Raw genomic sequence first — 22832 nt, 5'->3', positions numbered from 1 at the left:
CTCCAGCGTCCCCGACGTGCCCCGGGGGCGCGGAGGTCGCGCCGCGCGCCGCTATCCCCACATATGATGTAAATGATGCGCCAATTCGGGCATGTCCGAATTGGCTTGGTCCGCGCCCCCGATCTCCACGTCGGCAGTCGCAACCATCACCGGCTCGCCGCTGATGGTGGGGGCTGCGACTTGTTGCACGTCCGATGTGGCTACCGCGGCCAGTGCCGCCGGCGTTTCGGCTGCCGGCGTCCCCAGCACCTCAGCGACCGTCAAGCCGTCTGGATTGTAGGTGCCGCCGGTAACAGGGATATTGTTGCCGCCGATATCAGCCGCATTGCCGTGCATCTGGTCCGCTGCAGCGACGACCAGCGTCGCGTTGCCGGTCTGCAATCCCTTGATCATCGCGGCAATCTCGGCGCCAAGGATGCCGCCCAGGTCCGCGTCGAAATCGGTGACGCTCTTCTCGAATGCCCTGAGATCGTCGATCAGCGCGGCGATCGCCTCGCCGTCTTGGCTTCCCACGAGGTCGACGGCTTGCTTTCCAAGCGAATTGGACTGCGCAATAAAATTGGCCACGAACACCGTCTGCACATCATTGTCGATATATTTCGGAGCCGGCGAGGTGTCATCCGGAAGCGGCGAGAAGCCGCTGATGCCGTCTTGCGTTGCCATACCAGCCAGATTGGCATCGCTCTGGATGATGTCGATGATGTCGAGGATGTTGTCGACGCTCGCCTGTGCTGCATTGGGGCTTATCGAGGGATCGTTGATATAGACGAGTTCGAGTTGGAGTTGCTGCACGATCTTATCGGCATGGACGCCGGTTAGCCCGTCGAACAGTTCCGGTTTGGCGGCCATCAACGCCTCCAAGTCCGATATCACGGCATTGATGTCATCGGTGATCTCTGTTCGGTTACCGTCATTGACCCCGCCGAGAATCTGACTGGCCACGTCGTCGAAGATCGCGCCGATCTCGGCGAGACTGTGAGGCGCGGTGGCGGCGGGGGCAGTGGGCAGCGGCGCGGGCGGCGCCGGATTAGCCAGCACGGGATCGGTACTGACGGCATTGATGACGCTGAGTTGGCTGATGCGAAGCGCCTGTTCTGCGCCGGCGGCGCTGGCGACCGAGCCTGCCGCGCGCACCGAGGCGTTGGCCGCCGAAATGGCGCTGGTGATGTCGGACAGGATTGCCTGAACATGGCCGAGCGCGGCTCCGGAAAACTGGCCTGTATTGAGCTCGGCCAGCAGATTGTTCTGCACCGCGGTGAGATCGTTAGTGTGGCTTGCGATGCTGCCGGCTGGTTGGGCGCCGTTGCTGAGCGCGCTTTGCTGCGGGACATCCACCGGCGCGCGAGCCATGCCGTTGAAGGTTGAGCCGAGGTCGGAAAAATTCGAACCGACAGGCCGTGACGTCGTTTGGCTGGCCGGCGGCGGTTCTTCGAGCGGTGTCGTGGACGGGGAAGCCGGAACGACTGGCGGGCTGGCGACTTCATCGATCGGGCGATCGAGATCAGCGTCGGGCTGCTGATCCCCGTGAGCCAAGCGAGCCATTGTTCGTCCCCTGCTGTCCAGTCAAATCCATTGATGCATAGGCGCGGCCATCCGCCAGGGGCGGGACGTCGCGCATGGTGAAGGATCATTTAGCTTCATGGCGTCATTCGGCCGACACAGCGACCAATGAGCGCCGAAGCAAGGTGATAGACGGACGAATCCATGACACACGCCGTGCGGGAAAACGGCGAATGAAGCGCGCGCGACAAGGGCATCGCAGCCCTTGTCTGACACGCCGTGTCGGTGCCGGCATCTTAGCCGGAGGTGTGCACGCCGTTTCGGCAACCACCGAGCGTTTGCCACCGTTCTACCCACGAGCGAACTTGAACAATCGGCATTCGTCGCATTGTTGCCGAAAAATGGTCCGCATCGCGCGTCAAGGAGACCTGCAGGGAGACCCGATCGAGCGGGTCGTAGGGCAGTTCAATGAGTATCGCTCAGGGCCAGGCACAGGACCGAGCGCGGGCAGCGTCGGCGCTTCGCGCTGTTTCGGGCCTGCGTTCGACGCTGGCCGGCGACGATCCCGTCACCATTGCGCTGCGCGCCAGTGCGCGCCGCATGATCGGCGTTGCCGTATTCAGCGGCGTCATCAACATCCTGATGCTGTCGGGCCCACTCTATATGTTGCAGGTGTACGATCGGGTGATTCCGAGCCGTAACCTCGCGACCCTGTTCGGCCTGTCCCTGATGGTGCTGTTCGCCTATCTGGTGCAGGGATATTTCGATGCAATGCGGTCGCGGATGCTGTGCCGGGTCGCAACGCTGTTCGATGCCGGCCTGCAAGGCTCGATCCATTCGGCGCTCGCCACCTTGCCGCTGCGCGGCGTCAAGCCGGTCCTGATGCAGCAGCCGCTGCGCGATCTCGACCAGGTGCGCACTTTCATGTCGGGCATGGGGCCGACGGCATTCCTGGACATGCCGTGGATTCCGGTCTTTCTGATCGGGCTGTTTCTGTTTCACCCCGCGATCGGCTTCACGGCGCTGCTGGGTACTGCGGCGATCATTGCGATGACTTTGCTGACCGAGCGGATCTCGCGCAATTCGGCCAAGGCGGCGATGGACATGAACGCACAGCGCCAGGTGCTGGCGGATGCGACGCAGCGCAACGCGGAAATCGTCCGCGCGCTCGGCATGACGGACCGGTTGACGGCGCGCTGGTCGCAGGCCAACGAGCGCTACCTGCAGGAAAACATCCGCGCCACCGACGTCTATGCCAATCTCGGTTCGGCCGCGAAGGTGCTGCGCTACATTCTGCAATCGGGAATGCTCGGTATCGGCGCCTATCTCGTCGTGGTCGACAAAGCGTCGGGCGGTGTCATGATCGCGTCGTCGATCCTGATGGGGCGCGCGCTCGCACCGGTTGAAATCGCGCTCGGCACCTGGAAGCAACTGGCCGCCGCCCGCCAGGGCCTCGCCCGTCTGCGCGACATCTGCAAGGCGACCGCGCCGCCTCCGGCGCCGCCGGTCATGCTGCCGCGTCCCTGCCGCGAATTGTCGGTGCAAAATCTCGCGGTGGCAGCGCCCGGTTTCGACATGCCGATCGTGTCTGGCGTCACGTTTTCGCTCAAGGCCGGCGCGGGGCTGGCGCTGCTGGGCGCCAGCGCGTCGGGCAAGACTTCGCTTTCCAAGGCGCTGGTTGGAATCTGGCCAGCGCATCGCGGCGCGGTGCGGCTTGACGGCGCCTCCCTCGATCAATGGCGCAACGAGGATCTCGGCCGGCACGTCGGCTATCTGCCGCAGGACGTCGGCTTGTTTGACGGCACGGTGGCGGAGAACATCTGCCGTTTCGACGAACACGCAACTTCCGATGCCATCCTCAAGGCCGCCCAGATCGCCGGCGTCCATGACATCATCCTGCGTCTGCCGGAAGGTTATGCGACGCGAATAGGGGCGGGCGGCATCTCGCTGTCGGCCGGACAGAAGCAGCGCGTTGGCCTGGCGCGGGCGGTATTCGGCGATCCGTTTCTGATCGTTCTCGACGAGCCCAACGCCAATCTGGATGCCGACGGTGAGAACGCCTTGACCCGCGCCATCGCCATCGTGCGCCAGAACAAATCCATCGTCGTCGTCATCTCACACCGCCCGAGCGCGCTTTCCGCGCTTGATATGACGATGGTGCTCTATGAGGGCAAGGCGATCGCGTTCGGCCCGCGCGAAGAAGTCTTCGCGCGCGTCCGCAACGCCAACGGCAAGGGGGCGCCGGGATCGCCGCCAGGCCCACCGCAGGCAAAGGCAGATCAGCGCGCATCACTTGCCGAAAGTGTTTCATCATGAGGAATTTCGATCACGTACACACCGATGAAAGAACAGTGCGCCGCCGAGCCGGCGGAGCGGACGACGAGGTCGTGGCGCCGCAGGGCCAGGCGCTGATCCTTGAACTGCAGCGATTGCGGCAGGCGTTCGAACTCGACAATCTGCCGGATCAGCGGCCGCCGCTTCGTCGTCCGGCGAATGACGAACCACGTCCCGGCGCGCGGCGTTCGCGTCCCGCCCGGCCGAAGCGGTCGAAGAAAAAGGGCAAGATGGGACGGGTGCTGGATTGGCTCGGCCCCTTTGGGTCCCGGTCCGAAGTTATCGACGCCGAACCTCCGGCGGCGCGCGGCGGACGTGTCGCGCGCGAGCCGCAATTCATGACCCTGCCTCCGACGGCCAGCGCGCGCAGCAATCCAAGGCTGAACGAGCGGCAGGCGCGCGGTCCGATCATCGCGCCGGACGATCCGTCGCTCATGAACATGCCGAGGTCGAGACCGGAGCTTTTGCAGATCGACGACCGGCGGGAGCCGCCTCGCATCGAGGCTCCCCAATTGGCGCCGCCGGCCCCTGCGGGCGCCGTGCCGCGCGAGCGTTCCGTGACACGGGTCGTTCGCACTGGCCTGACCGCAGGGGTTGCCTTCCTTGCCAACCGCGATGGATCGGCCGATGTAGCGGACGCGCCGGGCGAGAGCATCGTGCTGCGGGCGGCGCGCGCCTTCGAGCGTGAATTGCGCACGGGCTTGCGGGCGCTGCTCGTCGTCGGCGGGCTGGCAGGCGGTTGGATGGCATTCGTGCCGCTGTCAGGCGCGGTCGTGGTGCCGGGCAATCTGGTTGTGCAGTCCAACGTCAAGACCATCCAGCATCCGACCGGCGGTGTGGTCGCGCAGATCCCGGTCCACAACGGCATGCGGGTCAACGCCGGCGATCTGTTGCTGCGGCTGGATTCGACGCAGGCGCAAGCCAGCCTGCAGGTGGTGAGCAAGCAGCTCGATGAAATGCGGGCGAAGATCGCGCGGCTGACCGCCGAGCGCGACGGTCTGCCCCGGCCGGCGATACCGGCCGAGATGTCGGCGCGGCTTGACGATCCCGGTGTTAAAACGCTGCTGGCCTCCGAGGCTTCGCTGTTCAGGGCGCGGGTAACGGCGCGCGAGAGCCAGAAGGAGCTGTTGCAGAGCAAGGTAACGCAGCTTGGCGATGAGATCGTCGGCCTCGACGCGCAGGTTGCGTCCAAGGCCAAGCAACTGGAACTGATCACCGGCGAACTCACCGGCGTTCAGGACCTTTTCGACAAGCGTCTGGTGCCGCTGGCGCGGCTCACGACCCTGCAGCGCGAGAGCGCGAGAATCGAAGGCGAACGCGGCCAGCTAATCTCCACGATCGCCGAGACCAAAAACAAGATCGACGAAGCAAAGCTTCAGATGGTCAGGCTCGACCAGGATGTCCGCACCGAAGTCGTCAAGGAACTCGGCGAGGCGCAGGGCAAGGAGGCCGAACTCAGCGAACGAAGCATCGCGGCACGCGACGTGCTCGAGCGCATCGAGATGCGCGCGCCGACGTCGGGCGTGATTCACCAGCTTACCGTGCACACCATCGGCGGGGTCATTCGCGGCGGCGACACCGTCATGGAAGTGGTACCGGATTCCGACGATCTGCAGATCGAGGCGCGGTTGCAGCCGAACGATATCGATCAGGTGCGCAAGGGCCAGCAGGCTTTCGTTCGCTTCTCGGCCTTCAACCAGCGGGTGACGCCGCAATTGATCGGTCAGGTGTCGTACGTCTCGCCCGACACCACCCGCGACCAGCAGACCGGCACGTCCTATTTCACGGTCCGGATCATGCTGCCGGAAGAGGAGCGCCGACGTCTCGCCGGGCTGCAGCTCAGCTCCGGCATGCCCGCGGAAGTGTTCATGCAGACCGGCAGCCGGACCATGCTCAGCTACCTTTTCAAGCCGATTCTGGATCAGTTCCAGCGCGCTTTCGTCGAGCGGTAAGGGGGCAAAGCTGTTGGCGCGTCGTCGCAATCTTGCCACCCCAGATGGCATCGTTATATCAGGGCTTCCCGTCTTGCCCTGTTTGCATTGCGAGCCCCCGTATGACGACCACCACTGCCCCCGAATCCCAGCCGTTCCAGGCCGAGGTCGCCGAGCTTCTGAACCTGATGGTGCACTCGGTCTATTCGGAGACCGAAATCTTCCTGCGCGAGCTGATCTCGAATGCATCCGACGCCTGCGACAAGCTGCGCTATGAGGCGATATCAGCGCCTGAGCTGATCGCCGACGGCGCGCCGCCCAAGATCCGTATCGCGCCGGACAAGAAGGCCAATACGCTTAGCGTCGTCGACAGCGGCATCGGCATGGACCGCCAGGAGCTGATCGACAATCTCGGCACCATCGCGCGCTCCGGCACAAAGTCGTTTCTTTCGCGCCTCACCGAGGCCAAAGACGGCGCCAACCTGATCGGCCAGTTCGGCGTCGGCTTCTATGCGGCGTTCATGGTCGCCGAGCGCATCGTCGTCACCAGCCGCCGCGCCGGTTCCGATCAGGTCTTCGTCTGGTCGTCCTCCGGCGGCAGCGGATTTGAAATCGCTCAAGCCAGCGACGAAGACGCCACGCGCGTCGCGCGCGGCACCGAGATCGTCCTGCACCTGAAGAAAGAGGCATCAAAATATCTCGAGACCTACGAGATCGAACGTGTCGTCCGCGCCTGGTCCGACAACATCCAGTTTCCGATCGAACTGGTGCCGGAGGAGGGCGAGCCGCGCCAGATCAATTCGGCCAGCGCGCTATGGCAGCGGCCGAAATCGGAGCTCAAGGCGGAAGACTACAAGCAGGCCTATCAGCAGGTCGCCGGCGCATTCGACGAACCGGCGATGACGCTGCATTATCGCGCCGAAGGCCGGCAATCCTACGCGGTGCTGCTGTTTGCGCCGTCGACAAAGCCGTTCGACCTGTTCGATCAGGCGCGCAAGGGCAAGGTCAAGCTCTATGTCCGCCGCGTCTTCATCGCCGACGACGCCGATCTCTTGCCGGCCTATCTGCGCTTCATCCGCGGCGTGATCGACAGCGAAGACCTGCCGCTCAACATCTCGCGGGAGATGCTGCAGAACAATCCGCAGCTCGCGCAGATCCGAAAGGCCGTTACCGGCCGCGTGATATCGGAGCTGGAAAGCCTCGGCGAAAAGGAGCCGGAAGCGTTCGCAAAAATCTGGGACGCGTTCGGCCCTGTGATCAAGGAAGGCATCTGGGAGGACTTTGAGCGCCGCGAGAAGCTGCTCGCATTGTCGCGCTTCACCACGACAAAGGGCGAGGGGCGTTCGCTGAAGCAATATGTCGAGGACCTTAAGCCGAACCAGACCGACGTCTATTATCTTACCGGCGAGAGCGTCGAACGGCTGAAGTCGAATCCGAAGCTCGAGTCCGCAACCGCCCGCGGCATCGAGGTGCTGCTGCTGATCGATCCGGTCGACGCGTTCTGGACCTCCGCGTCGCTCGATTTTGGCGGCAAGCCACTGAAATCCTTAAGCCAGGGGGATATCGATTTCGGACTGATTCCGCTGTTGGATGAAAAGGCCGAGGACAAGAAGGACGAAGGCGGCGCCGATGAAGCCACGACGATCGCGCTGATCAAGGACGCGCTCGGCGAGCGCGTCTCCGACGTTCGCGCCTCGCAGCGGTTGACCTCGAGCGCGTCGTGCCTCGTCGCCGGCGGCGGCGCACAGGACCGCATGCTCGAGCGGCTGCTCGCAATGCAGAATAAGGGGCCGACTACCAAGCCGATCCTCGAGATCAACATGCGCCATCCCCTGGTCGCGGCGATTGCCGGCGACAAGGACGCGGCCAGGGACCTGTCGTTCCTGCTGTTGGAGCAGGCGCAGATCCTCGACGGCGAACTGCCGGAAGATCCGGCGGCGTTTGCCAACCGGCTCAACCAGTTGGTGCTGCGGGGGATCGCAAAAGGGTAGGACATTCGGTCGCCTGTTTGAACCGAATTCCAGGACTGGCCGTATCTGCTAGGAATGCCGGGAACGCGGAGTAGCGCAGATCGCCATGACGACGTCTGACGGCACCGACATTTTCTATGGCGCGATCCCGGTCTTTCGCGGCTTCGGCAGCCTGATGGATCCGGCGCTGTATACGCCGTTGCCGGACGACTGGACCGTCGGCGTCGCCGACATCGTCGAGTCGACCAAGGCTATCGCCAATCAGCGCTACAAGGCGGTCAACATGGCCGGCGCTGCCGTGATTGCGGCCGTGACCAATGCGCTTGATGGCCGCGAGTTTCCGTTCGTGTTCGGCGGCGACGGTGCGAGCTTAGCGGTGTCGCCGACCGACCTTTCGCGCGCGCGCGAGGCGCTCGCAGCGACTGCGGCCTGGGTCAGGGCCGATCTCGATCTGATGATGCGGGTGGCGCTGGTGCCGGTGAAGGACGTTCGCGCGCAGGGCCTCGATATCAAAGTCGCCCGCTTCGGGCCGTCGTCCAATCTATCCTATGCGATGTTTTCCGGCGGCGGGCTGGGATGGGCGGATGCCGCGATGAAGCGGGGCGAATTCGCGGTCCCGCCGGCGAAGCCGGGAACGCAGCCCGATCTGTCCGGGCTGTCGTGCCGGTTCGAGGAAATTCCTTCGAGCCGCGGGCTCATTCTGTCGGTGCTGGTGGTGCCGGCCAAAGGCGCCGATCCGCAACGCTTCCGCAAGGTGATCGAGGACGTCATCAAGCTGGTCGAGCAGAGCCCGGACGCGGGCCGGCCGGTGCCGCCGGACGGTCCGCCGCTGCGCTGGCCGCCGGCCGGCGTCGAATATGAGGCGCGCGCCGCGCGCGGCGGGCCGCTGTTGAAGCGGCGCACCGTCGTGCTCGCCGTCACGCTCTGGGCCTATGTGGTGATGCGGTTCGGCATCAAGGTCGGCAATTTCGTGCCGAAGAACTACGTGCAGCAGGTGGTGGAGAATTCCGACTTCCGCAAATATGACGACGGCCTGCGGATGATCCTCGATTGCACGGTCGAGCTTGAGGGGGCGCTGACGGAGATTCTGGCAAAGGCCGCGTCAGCCAAGATCGTGCGCTACGGCCTGCACCGGCAGGACGCCGCGATGATGACCTGCTTCGCGCCCTCGGTGATGCGCAGCGATCACGTCCACTTCATCGATGGCGCCCGCGGCGGCTACGCGTCGGCGGCGTCAGCGCTGAAGGCGATGGCGGCGTGATCGGTAGTAGCGGTAGGGTGGGCAGAGCGTAGCGTGCCCGCCATCCCTCCAAGAGCGTAGTTTGAATGGTGGGCACGCTGCGCTTTGCCCACCCTACGAAACTGGCGGCGGTATCAAGGGTATCCCGTTCACCGCCCCACGCGCGTCCAGTTCTCGCCGCCGCAGAGCGCGCCGACGCAGCCTTCGACCTTTAGCGTGTCCGCGCCTGTTACCGAGACGCTGCTGGCATAGGTGCCGCCGTCGTCGGCATTGTAGATCTGTCCCGACCATTTGTTGGGACCGCTGGGGCTCATGCCGCTGAACAGGGGAAGGCCGATCATCGGCCGCTGCTTCAGGGCCGGGTTCGGATTTTTGTCATCGACCTGAGGCTTGCCGGTGGCCTGATCGATCGGCTCCTTCAGCCCGACGATCACGCCGCAAATTCCACCGCCGCATTTGCTGATTTTCACCCTGGCATCGCCCGCCTGGGTCAGCCAGACGCCGGTCGGCTCGGCGCCTTGCGCGAAGGCGGATGGCGCGGCCAGCAATGCCGCCGAGATAGCGATGATGAAAGCCGTTCTGCAAGCCATGAATCATTCCTTACGAAAAAGCAGGCCTGCATAGCAACAAATCAGATTTGTGCAACGTCGGATTGGGTGCAACTTGCCGTTATCATTTGCTCCAAGGGGTCAGACGGATCGACAGCGCCGTGCCGAGGCCGTAAACCACCATCGCGGCGCCGACCAGTGCGAACAAGGCCGATGCCGGCGCGCCCATGGAGGCCAGCCACCAGCCGCCGCCCCCGACGATCAGCAACCTTGCGGTGCCGGCCATCACAGGACCGCCGACCTTCGCAGCACCTTGCGAAGAGAAATAGAGACTGACGCCGATCCCGAAAAACGCGAAGGCCGGGCCTGCCCAGATGAAATAGGCGTTGGCGGCGGCGGTGACGCCGGGGTCACCGGTGAACATCGAAACCCAGAGCGACGGTTTTGCCGCGACAATCATTCCGATGGCCCCGACGGTAATGCCGGCCGCAGCGCCCGCGATCCACGTCACCTGCCGGGCGCGCGTCACGAGGCCCGCGCCAATGGCCATGCCGACCATCGGCACCGAGGCGACGCCGAATGCGAAGGCGATCGGCGTCAGCAAAAATTCCAGCCGCGAGCCCATGCCATAGCCGGCCAGCGTCTCGGTGCCATAGCCGGCCAGGATTTTGGTGAAGATCAACACCGTCAGCACGGTTTGCAGCGGCGACAGGCAGGACACCGCGCCGACCCTGAGAATGTCGAAGAACATGTCGCGCTGGAATTTGAAGCCGTTGAAGTTCAGCGTCAGCCGGCTGCGGCCGCTGACGAGGTACCAGACGAGGAAGATAGCCCCCAGCGCAAAAGCGGCGAGCTGGCCTGCGGCAACGCCACGCATGCCGAGCCCGGGCAGTCCGAACAGCCCAAGGCCCAGCGCGCCGCCAACGGCGATCTGCACCAGCGCGATGCCGATCAGCGCTATCGATGGAATCCGCATGTCGCCGGTGCCGCGCACCACGGAGGCCAGCGTGTTGACCAGCCAGATCGCGATCGCGCCGGAGAACAGCACGTTCGAATATTGCATGGCCTGTTCGAGCACGCCGCCGCGCCCGCCGAGCAGCGCGTAAAACGCGTGGCCGAAGGCCAGCATCGTCGCCGCGAAAAAGAGCCCGGCGCAGGCGCCGATCATCGCCGCATGCAGGGCCAATGTCGCCGCACGGTCGCGGTCGCCGGCGCCGAGCGCGCGGCTGATGGCGGAGGAAACGCCGCCGCCCATCGCGCCCGCCGACATCATCTGCGTCAGCATGACGAAAGGAAATACCAGTGCGATCCCGGCGAGCGGCTCGGTGCCGAGCTGGCCGATATAGGCGGTCTCGGCAACCGCCACCAGCGTCGTGCCGATCATGGCGATCGCGTTGGGAAGCGCAAGTGTCAGCAGCGTCGACAGGATCGGCGAGGTGAGCAGGCCGTTGGCCGGCGCGGGCGGAACGGCGGCAGCGGGACGCATGTCGAGCGGGGCGTCAATGGTCATGCGTCACCGGTGATCCAAATCGAATAGATTATGGATGACATATTATTGACCTTGACCGGCGCAAGCCACCCGCGCTGGTGCAGGGGTCACCAAGGCAGGCCGCATAGGTCGATTATTCCATCGCGCGGCTTGCGGGTGAAATCGAACACGTATGGTGCCATGGCCTCGAAGCGAATTCTTCCCTCCGGCTGCTCGGCATAGACCTCGCCGTTGAACGCATGCCAGCCGCGCGCCTGATAGAATGCTTCATTGTGCGGCTCGCAAAACAACATCGCAAAGCGCACCGCTTCGTGGTCGCGCAGGGTCCTGATCGCGGCGTTGAGCGCCAGCGTGGCATAGCCGCGTCCCCGGCAATCCTCCCGCGTCGAGACGCCGCCGATGCCGCCGATCTGGACCTTGCGACCGTCCCAGGTCGCGGTGCGGAAATAGATGCCGACATGGCAGGCCAGCCCCGGCCTCTCCGCGTCCTCGGGGGCATCAATCAGCACGCGCAGATCGGCATGGGCCCATTTGACGTGACCCCATGACGATTTTTCGACGAGATGGCGCGGCCATACCGCCTCCATCAGCGGTTCGGCGCGCGGCCATGAGGAGTCCCCGTTCAGGACGTCGATCTCGATGCTCATTTCATCACCATACCGCGCCAATGCATGCGGCTGCCATGCCTGTCATACGCTGGACGCGGGACGCGGCGTTGCCGGAAGCTTCCCGTTCTTGCCAAATTGCGATGTTTATGCGCAATGGAACCTTCTATAAGAGTTCCCGTTAGACCACCACGTCTCCCATCAGTTCGGACATCACCCCATGACCTTCACGCTGCCCAATCTTCCCTATTCCCACGACGCCCTTGCGCCCCACATGTCCAAGGAAACGCTGGAATACCACCACGACAAGCATCACCAAGCTTACGTGACCAACGGAAACAACGCGATCAAGGGGACTGAATTCGAAGGCAAGTCCCTGGAGGAGATCGTCAAAGGTTCGTTCGGCAAGAATCCGGCCGTGTTCAACAATGCCGGCCAGCATTACAACCACCTGCATTTCTGGAACTGGATGAAACCGAATGGCGGCGGCAGCAAGCTGCCCGGTCGTCTGGAAAAGAAGATCACCGAAGACCTCGGCGGCCTCGATAAGTTCAAGGCCGATTTCGCCGCTGCCGGCGTCGGCCAGTTCGGCTCCGGCTGGTGCTGGCTGTCGGTCAAGAACGGCAAGCTCGAAATCTCCAAGACTGCGAACGGCGAAAGCCCGCTGGTCTACGGCGCGACGCCGATTCTCGGCTGCGACGTCTGGGAGCACTCCTACTACATCGACTATCGCAACCGCCGTCCCGACTATCTCAAGGCGTTCTGCGATAACCTGATCAACTGGGACTACGTCGACGAGCTGTTCGGCAAGGCCGGAGCCTAAAGCCAACATCGTCATTCCGGGTTCGATGCTTTCGCATCGCCCCGGAATGACAGCGGAGCAGACATCGAAGGGGTGGTTGTGCGGCTACCGCCCCTTTTCGTTGCGCTGTACCTTTAAATCCTTGCGGGTAGGGCTCCCGTGCGGCAAAACCACTCTGCCGGGCTGTTGTGACGTGGAAAAATTGCTGCGATGAGTTATCTGTTGGTCTTTTTCGGCGGCGGCCTTGGCGCGACGCTGCGTCATCTCATCAATCTCACTTGTGCCCGCTGCCTCGGCACCGGATTTCCCTGGGGCACCTTCATCATCAATATTACCGGCTCGACCGCGATGGGGCTGATCGCGGGTTATCTCGCCTTCAAGGGCGAAGCGTCGCAGCCCTGGCGGCTGTTCTTGATGACCGGCGTCCTCGGCGGCTACACCACGTTCTCGGCCTATTCGCTCGATGCCGCGCTGCTCTACGAGCGCAGCGAGCTTGGGCTCGCGGCGCTTTACGTGATTGGCTCCGTCCTGCTTTCGATTGCCGGGCTGTTCGGCGGTCTCGCACTGGTGCGTCAGTTCACCTGAACCAACCGCCATACGAACACGGGCCGCGTGACGTCGTCGCATGGGCATCCTTGAGATGCGCATGGGTATCGTGCGAGCTTCCGTTTGCTTCGCCACACGCGCGGGACTAAGCAAGATGGCCTAGCTTCACCCGCCAAATCCCACAGCCTTGTCAGAACCTCCGCTAACAGACCCGGCGCCAGCCGACGACGCCGAGCCAAAACCCCGGCGCGCCCGCAAGCCGGTCGGCTGGTCGATGATCGTGATCGGCGCGCTCGTCGCGATCTGCGCTGCGCTGGTGTGGCGGCGCGACGGCATCGACGGTGTGCTCAATATTCTCACGCATGACCTCTGGCTGTTCGGCGAAATCATCCCGCGCGTGCTGGCCGGCTGCCTGCTCGGCGGATTCATCGCGGAAATTCTGCCGCACGACAAAGTCTCGCGATCGCTCGGGCCGGAATCGGGCCTGAAAGGACTTTTGATCGGAACGGCATTCGGCGCGATCCTGCCCGGCGGCCCGTTCACCGCCTATCCGGTGGCGGCGGCATTGCTCACCGTCGGCGCCGATTTCGGCGCCACCATCGCCATGGTCGTGAGCTGGACGCTGATCGGCTACGGCCGCGCGGTCGCTTGGGAGCTGCCGATTCTCGGCACCGACTTCACGCTGTGGCGTATTGCGATCTCGCTGCCGATCCCGGTGCTGGCAGGCTGGCTCGGCCGCGTCGTCTTCGTGCGGATGTATCCGAAGGGCGAGCCGTCGTGACGGCGTCTGCGCTGATCATCGACATCACGCTGTGGGGCTCGGTCGCGATTCTCGGCTTCATGGCGTGGCGGCGCGGCCGCGTCGTGCTGGTGTCGTCGGTGCGCGAAGGCTCGATGGACTTCATCAACATCGTGCCGCGCATTGCGCTCGGCGTGATCGGCTCGGGCTACATCGCCGCCGTTATTCCGCCGGAAGTCATCACCGGCTGGCTCGGCCCCGACAGCGGATGGTTCGGCGTGCTGACCGCGGTGATTGCGGGGGCGGCGACGCCCGGAGGCCCCGTGGTCGGCTTTTCGATCGGTGCAGTGGCGCTGAAGGTCGGCGGCGGCACGCCACAGGTGATCGCCTATGTCGTCGCCTGGGCGCTGTTCGCCTTTCAGCGCATGATCCTCTGGGAAATCCCGTTCATGCCGGCCCGCTTCGTCTGGTTTCGTGCCGCAGTCTCAGTGCCGTTTCCGTTTCTGGCGGCGGCGATCGCGATGGTGATCGGGAAGCCGTGAGGGTGCTAGGAGGGCCACAAGGCTTTCAATGAGGAACCGAACTCATTATATTTGCAGGATGACCCGCTTGCTCGAACAGGCCGTCAGGGCCGTTTCCGCTCTGCCAGATGAGGCGCAGGACGATCTTGCGCGAATTCTGCTGCAACTCGCAGGCGTGGACCAGCCGCCTTATGAGCTCACACCCGAGGAAGCCGCCGATCTTGATGCTTCGCTGGCCGAAGCCGCACGCGGTGAGTTCGCAACCGATGAAGAGGTCCGCGCCGTCTGGGCGAAGCATGGGCTGTGAGGGTCCGCTACACACGCCGGGCGCTCCGGCAGCTTGCCGAAATCCTCGACTACATTGATGCTCGTTCGCCACAGGGTGCAGACAACGTCAAGCGGCGACTCCAAGCCGTGATTGAACTGCTTGCAGATCACCCGAATTCCGGCCGTCTTACCAGCAAGAATGGCATCCGCAGGGCGGTGGCAAGACCCTATCCCTATCTGATTTTCTATCGGCCCGACACGATGGGGATTGTAATCCACGGGGTTCGGCATGCCGCTCGCAGATCGCGTTAAAGACCTCGATTCGCGCCGGGTATCGGGTATCTAATGATGGGGCTCGTCCGCTTCGCCGGAGCCTGTCATCGGGCGCGCATTCGCGCGACCCGGTGGGGCGAGGGACGACGGGCCAGGGCTCCCTAGAGAACACCGGTTTACCTAGAGAACACCGGTTTACGGCCGCTCCGCCTCGTGGACTCCGGTAATGTTATAATATAACGTCGATCCATGCCTCACGCCCATGACCACGCGCATCACGCTCACGCCCACAGCCACGGCCCGGCGACGCCGCATCCGGCGCAGGCCGCGCCCTGGTCGATCCTGCGGATGACCCTGTCAGCCCGCCTTGCGGCAGCGCTCGCCGTCAGCGTCGCTCTGTGGGCCGTTGTCCTGGTGGCGATGAGGTGAGCATGACCGCGCAGATAAAGTTTCGAAACGTCACGCTCGGCTACGACCGCCATCCGGCGGTGCATCACCTCAACGGCGAGGTCGCGCCGGGCGCGCTGATGGCGGTGATCGGGCCGAACGGCGCCGGCAAGTCGACCCTGTTCCGGGGGGTGGCCGGCATCCTCAAGCCGCTGTCCGGCGCGATTGGTCTCGGCGGTCTCGATAGCAGGGACATCGCCTATCTGCCGCAGAGCGTCGACATCGACCGCAGCTTCCCGATCTCGGTGTTCGATTTCGTCGGCAGCGGGCTGTGGCGTTCGACGGGTCCGTTCGGCGGCATCGGCAAGGCCGCGCGCGAAAAGATCCTGGCGGCGCTCGCCGCGGTCGGGCTCAACGGTTTCGAAAACCGTGCGATCGGCACGCTGTCCGGCGGGCAGATGCAGCGCATGCTGTTCGCGCGGGTGCTGCTGCAGGATTCGCGCCTCATTGTTTTGGATGAGCCGTTCAACGCCATCGATGCAAAAACTTCCGCGGACCTGATCGCGCTGGTCAGGCGCTGGCATGGCGAGGGGCGCACCGTGCTGGCGGCGCTACATGATCTGGAGATGGTGCGAAGCCACTTCCCCGAAACCCTGCTGCTGGCGCGCGGGCCGGTTGCGTGGGGGCCGACCGCCGAAGTGCTGACACCGGAAAACCTGCTGGTCGCGATGAAGATGTGCGAAGCCTTCGATGACAGCGCCGCAGCTTGCGCCGCCGATATGCCATCACGGGCGGCCTGATGCTATACGACGCGCTGTTCGCGCCCTTCATCGAATTCGAGTTCATGCGCCGCGCGCTCGCCGCCGTGATTGCGCTTGCGCTTGGCGCCGCGCCGATCGGCGTGTTCCTGATGCTGCGCCGGATGAGCCTGGTCGGTGACGCCATGGCGCATGCGATCCTGCCGGGCGCTGCGATCGGTTTCCTGGTCTCGGGGTTGAATCTATTCGCGATGACGACGGGCGGATTGATCGCGGGCTTTACCGTCGCGCTGCTCGCCGGCCTCGTCGCGCGCAACACCGAGTTGAAGGAAGACGCCTCGCTCGCGACCTTCTATTTGGTGTCGCTGGCGCTCGGCGTCACCATCGTCTCCATCAGGGGCACCAATATCGACTTGCTGCACGTGCTGTTCGGCAACATCCTCGCGATGGACGACCAGACGCTGCTGGTGATCGCCTTCAACGCCACGATTACACTCGTGGTGATGGCGGTCATCTACCGTCCCCTCGTGATCGAATGCGTCGATCCGGTGTTCCTGCGCACCGTCTCGCGCGCCGGCGCGCCCGCGCATCTGGCGTTCCTGGCGCTGGTCGTCATCAATCTGGTCAACGGCTTTCACGCGCTCGGCACGCTTCTCGGCGTCGGCCTGATGATCCTGCCCGCCGGCATCGCCCGCTTCTGGTCGCGCGACATCACCGGCATGATCTGCATCGCGGTCGCGAGCGCGATCGTTTCAGGCTATGCCGGACTGGTGCTGTCCTTCCAAACCAAAATTCCCTCAGGCCCCGCGATCATCCTGATCGCGGCGGTGCTGTATGTCGCGTCGCTGTTGTTCGGCCCTGTCAGCGGTTTGGTCCGGCAGATGTTTCCCGGCCGTCATCTCGAGGCGTAGTCATGATCCGATACTGGCCTATCGTTCTCGCCATGCTCGCGGTCGTCGGCCCGGCCCGCGCGGCGGATCGTCTCGACGTCGTTGCGAGCTTCTCGATCATCGGCGATTTCGTCCGCCAAGTCGGCGGCGATCGTGTCGAGGTTACGACGCTGGTCGGGCCCGACGGCGATGCGCATGTTTATGTGCCGGCGCCCTCGGACGCCAAACGGGTTGCGGGTGCAAAGCTTGTGTTCGTCAATGGTCTTGGGTTCGAGGGCTGGTTGTCGCGGCTCGTCAAATCCGCTGGCGGAAAGGCGACCGTCGTAACCGCGACGACCGGCATTACGCCGCTCAAGCTCGGCTCGGTAGCTGATCCTCATGCCTGGCAATCGGTCGCCAACGCCAAGATCTACGTGGCCAATATCCGCGACGCGCTGGTGGCCGCCGATTCCGCCAGTGCCGAGACCTTCAAGTCCAACGCCGGCGCCTATCTGGCGCAACTCGACGCATTGGACCACGAGGTGCGCGAGGCAGTCGCCAAAATTCCGGAAGGGCGCCGCAAGGTGATATCGACCCACGGCGCGTTCGGTTATTTCGCCGCCGCCTATGGCATCGAATTCATTGCGCCGGTCGGCGTATCGACCGAGTCCGAGGCCAGTGCCCGCGATGTCGCAAAAATCATTACCCAGATCAGGGCGGCCAAAATACCGGCAGTTTTTCTCGAAAATATCAGCGATCCTCGCCTGATGGGCCGGATATCGGCGGAGACCGGCGCCAGGGTCGGTGGAACGCTCTATTCCGACAGCTTGACCGGCGAAAAGGGCGATTCTCCCACTTACATTGCGATGGTCAGGCACAATATAAAGGCCCTGACCAGCGCGCTGAGCCCATAGGGCAGGGGCCTCCCTGCTGCCGGTGCGTAAAACCATTTCCGCTCCGGAGCGATTATGTCTGAACTTTCGTCCCAAAAAATTCCAGTGACCGTGCTGACGGGCTATCTCGGTGCCGGCAAGACCACGCTGCTCAACCGCATCCTATCGGAAAATCACGGCAAGAAGTACGCCGTCATCGTCAACGAATTCGGCGAGATCGGCATCGACAACGACCTCATCATCGGCGCCGATGAGGAAGTATTCGAGATGAACAATGGCTGCATCTGCTGCACCGTACGCGGCGACCTCGTCCGCATCATGGATGGCCTGATGAAGCGCAAGGGCAAGTTCGACGCCATCATCGTCGAGACCACGGGGCTGGCCGATCCGGCGCCGGTGGCGCAGACCTTCTTCGTCGACGAGGACGTGCAGAGGAACGCGCGGCTTGACGCAGTCGTCACCGTGGCGGACGCCAAATGGCTGAGCGATCGTCTCAAGGATGCGCCGGAAGCCAAGAACCAGATTGCGTTCGCCGACGTTATCGTGCTGAACAAGACCGACCTCGTCTCCAAGCCGGAATTGGCCGAAGTCGAGGCCCGAATTCGCGGCATCAATCCATATGCAAAGCTGCACCGCACCGAGCGCTGCAAAGTGGCGCTTGCGGACGTGCTGGAGCGTGGCGCGTTCGACCTCGACCGCATTTTGGAGATCGAACCGGAATTCCTCGACGCCGGCGACGACCATCACCATCACCATCATGACCATGACCATCATCACAACGATCACAGCCACAGCCGTGGCGGATTGAAGCACTACCACGACGAGGACATGCAATCGCTGTCGCTGCGGTCGGACAAGCCGCTCGACCCGACCAAATTCATGCCGTGGCTGCAAAACCTCGTCGCTACCGAGGGCCAGAAGATCCTGCGCTCGAAGGGCGTCCTCTCCTTCACCGACGACGACGACCGTTATGTGTTCCAGGGTGTGCATATGATGCTGGAAGGCGATCATCAGCGGAAGTGGAAGGAAGGCGAGCCGCGCGAAAGCCGCGTCGTCTTCATCGGCCGCGAGTTGCCGGAAGAGACGATCCGCGAAGGTTTCGAAAGCTGCATTACTGCGTGAGACGGAAATCATGTCTTCCGAACAGCTCACCATTGCATCCCTGACCGATCGCGTGAAATCCGTCGCGGTCGGTGCTCCCGTCTCCGCCGTGCATTTCCTCGGCGAGCGCGGTGCCTTCGTCTGTGCCGAGGAAAAAGTCGCAATCGCCGATGCCACCGGAGAAATCTCCCATGTGGTCGTGCACGGCGGCGCCATCCTCTGCACCGCGTCCGATGGCAAGCGTGTCGTCACCGGTGGCGACGACGGCAAGCTCGTTGCGTTGAATGCAAAGGGTGAGACGTCGGTGCTTGCGACCGACGCGAAACGGCGCTGGATCGACAGTGTCGCGCTGCATCCCGATGGCGCGTTTGCCTGGTCGGCTGGCAAGACGGCGTTCGTCCGCAGCGGCAAGGGCGAGGAGAAGACTTTTGACGCGCCGTCGACCGTCGGCGGCCTCGCCTTCGCGCCAAAAGGCCTGCGCGTGGCGGTCGCCCATTACAACGGCGTGACGCTGTGGTTTCCCAACATGGCGGCGAAGCCGGAATTTTTGGAATGGGCCGGCTCGCACCTGGCCGTCACCTTCAGCCCCGACAACAAATTCCTCGTCACCGCGATGCACGAGCCGGCGCTGCATGGCTGGCGGCTCGCCGATAACAGGCACATGCGGATGAGCGGCTATCCCGGCCGTGTGCGCTCGATGTCGTGGAGCGCGGGCGGCAAGGGGCTCGCCACGTCGGGTGCGGACAGCGTGATCATATGGCCGTTCGCTAGCAAGGACGGTCCGATGGGCAAAGAGCCTGCGATGCTGGCGCCGCTGCAGGCGCGCGTTTCCGTGGTCGCCTGTCATCCGAAGCAGGACATCATGGCCGCAGGCTATAGTGATGGCACCGTGCTGATCGTGCGGCTCGAGGACGGCGCGGAAATTCTGGTGCGCCGCAACGGCAGCGAGCCGGTCTCGGCGCTGGCCTGGAACGCGAAGGGCACGTTGCTGGCCTTCGGCACCGAGGACGGCGACGCCGGGATGCTGGAATTCTAGAAAACGACCGCCTGACACCGGTCCGTGGCTACCCGACAAAACACCGTTTCACCGGCCCGCTGCGTCACTCGTAACCACCAAACCCGCCTTCAACCATGGCGGCCGAGACTTCAACCATGGCGGCCGAGACTTCACAGGCGTACCCGATCAGCAATCCGTACTTCGCGACTACCAGTTTTTCGGCGGTTATTCGTCCTATCCCCTGACCGAGCCGAGTTGCATGAGCGGTTGACCCGACGACATCGGTGAGTAGAAGAGTCGCGAGCATACGTCGTTTGCCGCTGTAACCACCAGTCGACGTCTCCATGACGTAACGTCGTTTCTCAAGACTTCGCCGTTGCAGGTGTCTGCATCTACGCACCGCCGGGCTCGAATGGGCCTGGTTCGGAGAAGCCCTCGATCGATTCGACCTTTGCGTAGTTCTCGGCGATGCTCTCGGGTGTCAGATGTGGATCGTAGAAGCCAGGTCCCATGACAATAGCGATGCGTTGGATTGCTCGGGCTCCCACGTTGTAGATCCTGTTCGTCTCCGAACAACTATCGCTTGCCAGCCAAACAATCGCTGGCGCAACAGCCTCAATCGGCATGGCGGCTCTTCCATCTGCTTCAGCCAAGCGGGATCCGGCGGCCGGGTGCATCCTCGTGTACGCGACTGGCGAGATGGTGTTCACGAGAATCCCATGCTCAGCACCTTCAATTGCAAGAATGCGCATCAATCCGACTACTGCGCACTTGGCCGGCGCATAAGTGGCTTGGCCACGCAGTCCGAACAGGCCGCTGACTGAGGTCGTGAGGATGATCTTCCCATAGCGCTGTGCGGCCATATAGGGCCAGGCAGCTTTCACCGTGTTAACCGGCCCGCCGAGGTGCACGCGCCAATAGTGATCGAAATCGTCAAAGGTGGCGTCCTTGAATAGCTGGCTTCCGCAGATACCAGCGTTGTTCACGAGAAGGTCTATTCTCCCGAAATGCTCGATGGTCGTCGCGATCAGGTCACTGCCACCTTCAGGGGTGGAAACATCGCTGTCATTCGCGATTGCCTCGCCTCCACGTGACCGAATGAGGCCGACCACCTGTTCCGCTATCGCGGAGTCCTTCCCGAACCCCGATACGTCGGTCCCCAGGTCGTTCACCACGACCCGGGCACCGCGTTCGGCGAGAAGTTCGACGTATGCCCGCCCCAGCCCGCGGCCTGCCCCAGTCACAACCGCAACCTTTCCTTCTAACGAAATTCGTTCAGTCATCTCGCTATCCTCTTCCGCGTTTTTTCCTTGGGGCTCCGCGGCGCCGCCAGTCGCGGCCGGAGCCTTATGCGTGGCTCTTGCGAAGAAATGACGCGGTAACTCAATCGGAAACACGCTTAAGATTGCGCATCTTCCGAATTCTAGGCGTCTCGGAGAGGTTACCAAGCAGGTTCCCCGCGGAACCATGCGCCTTGCCGGCCGTTGAGCCCACGAACCATTTTGTGGGTCGAACGATATGCCCGCCGATGCCCGTCAACGCAGTTACCGAAGGGAAATGCTGGGCGCGTCCACGCTGATCGCGGTCGGGCTAATCATTTCGGCGCTGTCGCTGAGCGAGATCGTGGCAGGCGATCCCCGGCACATCGCGCAGGCAACGCCACCCACACAATCGACGCCGGGCGCGGAAACGAAACCGCCTGCGGAGAAACCGCCCGAACCCGCCGAGCCGGGCACGACCGGGCAAAGGCCATCAGACATTCCGCCGCAGCCGGCCCGTCCCGACCCGGAAGCGCAGAAGTCGGGCGCTCAGCCCGCGCTGCCGCCGGCGCCGGCGGAGAAGACTGCACCGCCGATCCGCGAAAAGGAAAAATGATCCCACTGCCGTTGCGCCAATTGTGCAATCGCAAAATCGTGGGCTGAAGCCGTGCCGCGCTCGTTCGGTGCGCAAATGTGCGGGCCATGTGACCCTATCCGCCCGTGTCAATTCGTCGGAGAGGGCGCAGGCATCGCCTTCGAACGCCTTGTGCTGATCCCCAACAAGCGGTTAGGCTTGCAGCAAAACAGCCGGCAGGTCGAATAACAGCCGGCAGCTCAGGGAGTGACGCATGCGTGAGTTAACGCCGGAAACGATCACGGACGCCGTGCTCGACCAGATGGCGACGACGCCCGATCCTCGTCTGAAGGAGATCATGGCGTCGGCGGTAAAACATCTCCATGCCTTCGCCCGCGAGGTCAACCTGACGCCGGCGGAATGGATCAAGGGCATCGAATTCATGACTGCCGCTGGCAAGATGTGTTCGCCGGAACGGCAGGAATTCATCCTGCTATCCGACACGCTCGGCCTCTCGGCGCTCGTCAACGGACTGCACGACGCCACCGCGCTCGAGGAAGCTACCCACACCAGCCTGCTTGGCCCGTTCTACCGCGAGGCCACGCCGACGCTTGCAGCCGGCAGCTCGATCGCCAAGAACCCGAAGCCCGGCAGCGAGTGCGTGTTGTATGGCCGCGTCACCGATGCCGCGGGCAAACCGGTCACGGGCGCCACCGTCTCGATCTGGCAGACCGGCGCCGACGGCCTCTATGACATCCAGTCCAGCGCGACCTCGGTCGATTACCGCGGCGTGTTCACGACAGACGCTGACGGACTCTATGTGCTGCGCACCGTGAAGCCACTCGGCTATTCGATCCCGATGGATGGCCCGGTCGGCGCGATGGTGAAGGCGCAGGCGCGGCATGGCATGCGGCCGGCGCATATTCACTTCCTGGTCGGCGCAGCCGGCTATCGCGAACTGGTCACGGCGCTCTATCTGCGTGACGATCCCCATCTGGCCGATGATGTCGTGTTCGGCTCGTCGGGCGATCTTGCCGTCGACGTGGTAGCCAATGATCCGGACTGCCCGATCAAGGGCATGCCGAGTATCCGCTTCGACATGCGGCTGTCGCGCGAAAGCGCCGCCGACAAGACCAGTGGCCGCGTCGGCGCCGATCCGTCGGCGATCATGAAACAATCGAAGAACGAAACCGCCCCGGCGGGTGCCGGCGGCTAGCCCGAGACTGACA

The 22832-nt window shown here is 63.6% G+C and carries 24 protein-coding genes; 18 read left to right on the top strand and 6 right to left on the bottom strand.

Going from position 1 to position 22832, the window contains the following annotated elements:
* Window positions 1–51: 51 nt before the first annotated feature.
* Window positions 52–1542 (bottom strand): hypothetical protein, encoded by a 1491-nt coding sequence (locus tag YUO_RS42065; protein WP_051379705.1) that lies wholly within the window; start codon window positions 1540–1542, stop codon window positions 52–54.
* Window positions 1543–2100: 558 nt separating this feature from the next.
* Between YUO_RS42065 and YUO_RS0129540 the strand changes: the two genes are divergently transcribed.
* The 4 genes from YUO_RS0129540 (at window position 2101) to YUO_RS0129525 (ending at window position 8996) form a co-directional block, all read left to right on the top strand.
* The gene (locus YUO_RS0129540) at window positions 2101–3816 is read left to right on the top strand and encodes a type I secretion system permease/ATPase (protein WP_028350511.1); all 1716 of its coding nucleotides are present in this window, start codon (window positions 2101–2103) and stop codon (window positions 3814–3816) included.
* Window positions 3817–3851: 35 nt separating this feature from the next.
* Complete coding sequence (locus YUO_RS42060) at window positions 3852–5786, top strand: HlyD family type I secretion periplasmic adaptor subunit (RefSeq protein WP_051379704.1); 1935 nt, start codon at window positions 3852–3854, stop codon at window positions 5784–5786.
* Between the two features lie 101 nt (window positions 5787–5887).
* Window positions 5888–7756 carry a molecular chaperone HtpG gene (gene htpG / locus YUO_RS0129530; protein ID WP_028350510.1) on the top strand — a complete coding sequence of 623 codons (1869 nt, stop codon included), beginning with the start codon at window positions 5888–5890 and terminating at the stop codon, window positions 7754–7756.
* An 85-nt stretch (window positions 7757–7841) separates the two neighbouring features.
* Complete coding sequence (locus YUO_RS0129525) at window positions 7842–8996, top strand: DUF3095 domain-containing protein (protein ID WP_028350509.1); 1155 nt, start codon at window positions 7842–7844, stop codon at window positions 8994–8996.
* A 128-nt stretch (window positions 8997–9124) separates the two neighbouring features.
* On the opposite strand, the gene YUO_RS0129520 is transcribed toward YUO_RS0129525, so the two are convergent.
* From YUO_RS0129520 to YUO_RS0129510, 3 genes are all read right to left on the bottom strand, one after another.
* On the bottom strand, window positions 9125–9565 hold the full coding sequence (locus YUO_RS0129520) for a DUF2147 domain-containing protein (protein WP_028350508.1): 441 nt from the start codon (window positions 9563–9565) through the stop codon (window positions 9125–9127).
* Window positions 9566–9647: 82 nt separating this feature from the next.
* A complete protein-coding gene (locus tag YUO_RS0129515; RefSeq protein WP_028350507.1) occupies window positions 9648–11033 on the bottom strand; it encodes an MATE family efflux transporter in 1386 nt (461 codons plus the stop codon).
* Between the two features lie 86 nt (window positions 11034–11119).
* Window positions 11120–11659 carry a GNAT family N-acetyltransferase gene (locus YUO_RS0129510; protein ID WP_028350506.1) on the bottom strand — a complete coding sequence of 180 codons (540 nt, stop codon included), beginning with the start codon at window positions 11657–11659 and terminating at the stop codon, window positions 11120–11122.
* 178 nt (window positions 11660–11837) lie between these two features.
* Here YUO_RS0129510 and YUO_RS0129505 point away from each other — a divergent pair, with 178 nt between their 5' ends.
* The 12 genes from YUO_RS0129505 to YUO_RS0129460 all read left to right on the top strand — a co-directional run bounded on the left by YUO_RS0129505 (window position 11838) and on the right by YUO_RS0129460 (window position 19809).
* Window positions 11838–12440 (top strand): superoxide dismutase, encoded by a 603-nt coding sequence (locus YUO_RS0129505; protein ID WP_028350505.1) that lies wholly within the window; start codon window positions 11838–11840, stop codon window positions 12438–12440.
* 189 nt (window positions 12441–12629) lie between these two features.
* Entirely contained in the window at window positions 12630–13004 is a 375-nt protein-coding gene (crcB, locus tag YUO_RS0129500) for a fluoride efflux transporter CrcB (protein WP_028350504.1), read from the top strand.
* A 148-nt stretch (window positions 13005–13152) separates the two neighbouring features.
* Window positions 13153–13746 (top strand): permease, encoded by a 594-nt coding sequence (locus YUO_RS0129495; protein ID WP_028350503.1) that lies wholly within the window; start codon window positions 13153–13155, stop codon window positions 13744–13746.
* A gap of 59 nt (window positions 13747–13805) precedes the next feature.
* Window positions 13806–14246: a hypothetical protein gene (locus YUO_RS0129490; protein WP_051379708.1), complete on the top strand. Its 441-nt coding sequence runs from the start codon at window positions 13806–13808 to the stop codon at window positions 14244–14246.
* Window positions 14247–14304: 58 nt separating this feature from the next.
* The gene (locus tag YUO_RS0129485) at window positions 14305–14532 is read left to right on the top strand and encodes a hypothetical protein (protein WP_028350501.1); all 228 of its coding nucleotides are present in this window, start codon (window positions 14305–14307) and stop codon (window positions 14530–14532) included.
* On the top strand, window positions 14529–14804 hold the full coding sequence (locus YUO_RS45165) for a type II toxin-antitoxin system RelE/ParE family toxin (RefSeq protein WP_198028112.1): 276 nt from the start codon (window positions 14529–14531) through the stop codon (window positions 14802–14804). The genes YUO_RS0129485 and YUO_RS45165 overlap by 4 nt, the downstream gene beginning before the upstream one ends.
* A gap of 210 nt (window positions 14805–15014) precedes the next feature.
* Window positions 15015–15194, top strand: a complete 180-nt coding sequence (locus tag YUO_RS42055; protein WP_035727915.1) for a hypothetical protein — start codon at window positions 15015–15017, stop codon at window positions 15192–15194.
* 2 nt (window positions 15195–15196) lie between these two features.
* Window positions 15197–15952: a metal ABC transporter ATP-binding protein gene (locus YUO_RS0129480; RefSeq protein WP_028350500.1), complete on the top strand. Its 756-nt coding sequence runs from the start codon at window positions 15197–15199 to the stop codon at window positions 15950–15952.
* Complete coding sequence (locus tag YUO_RS0129475) at window positions 15952–16821, top strand: metal ABC transporter permease (RefSeq protein WP_028350499.1); 870 nt, start codon at window positions 15952–15954, stop codon at window positions 16819–16821. Before YUO_RS0129480 ends, YUO_RS0129475 begins: the two co-directional genes overlap by 1 nt.
* 2 nt (window positions 16822–16823) lie before the next feature.
* Window positions 16824–17693, top strand: a complete 870-nt coding sequence (locus tag YUO_RS0129470) for a metal ABC transporter substrate-binding protein (protein ID WP_028350498.1) — start codon at window positions 16824–16826, stop codon at window positions 17691–17693.
* 54 nt (window positions 17694–17747) lie between these two features.
* On the top strand, window positions 17748–18794 hold the full coding sequence (locus YUO_RS0129465) for a CobW family GTP-binding protein (RefSeq protein ID WP_028350497.1): 1047 nt from the start codon (window positions 17748–17750) through the stop codon (window positions 18792–18794).
* Window positions 18795–18804: 10 nt separating this feature from the next.
* Window positions 18805–19809: a WD40 repeat domain-containing protein gene (locus YUO_RS0129460; RefSeq protein ID WP_028350496.1), complete on the top strand. Its 1005-nt coding sequence runs from the start codon at window positions 18805–18807 to the stop codon at window positions 19807–19809.
* 64 nt (window positions 19810–19873) lie between these two features.
* On the opposite strand, the gene YUO_RS0129455 is transcribed toward YUO_RS0129460, so the two are convergent.
* Both YUO_RS0129455 and YUO_RS42050 read right to left on the bottom strand, forming a co-directional pair.
* On the bottom strand, window positions 19874–20116 hold the full coding sequence (locus tag YUO_RS0129455; protein ID WP_156908817.1) for a hypothetical protein: 243 nt from the start codon (window positions 20114–20116) through the stop codon (window positions 19874–19876).
* 46 nt (window positions 20117–20162) lie between these two features.
* Complete coding sequence (locus YUO_RS42050; protein ID WP_035727925.1) at window positions 20163–21053, bottom strand: SDR family NAD(P)-dependent oxidoreductase; 891 nt, start codon at window positions 21051–21053, stop codon at window positions 20163–20165.
* Window positions 21054–21327: 274 nt separating this feature from the next.
* Here YUO_RS42050 and YUO_RS0129445 point away from each other — a divergent pair, with 274 nt between their 5' ends.
* Together YUO_RS0129445 and YUO_RS42045 are read left to right on the top strand one after the other, a co-directional pair.
* Entirely contained in the window at window positions 21328–21645 is a 318-nt protein-coding gene (locus tag YUO_RS0129445) for a hypothetical protein (RefSeq protein WP_235782859.1), read from the top strand.
* Between the two features lie 232 nt (window positions 21646–21877).
* Window positions 21878–22819 carry a dioxygenase family protein gene (locus YUO_RS42045; RefSeq protein ID WP_051379703.1) on the top strand — a complete coding sequence of 314 codons (942 nt, stop codon included), beginning with the start codon at window positions 21878–21880 and terminating at the stop codon, window positions 22817–22819.
* The last annotated feature ends 13 nt before the right edge of the window (window positions 22820–22832 follow it).

This window comes from Bradyrhizobium murdochi, assembly GCF_000472965.1.
Lineage (GTDB): Bacteria > Pseudomonadota > Alphaproteobacteria > Rhizobiales > Xanthobacteraceae > Bradyrhizobium > Bradyrhizobium murdochi.
The sequence above is the reverse complement of the archived record's forward strand: the minus strand, read 5'-3'. Positions and strand labels throughout refer to the sequence as shown.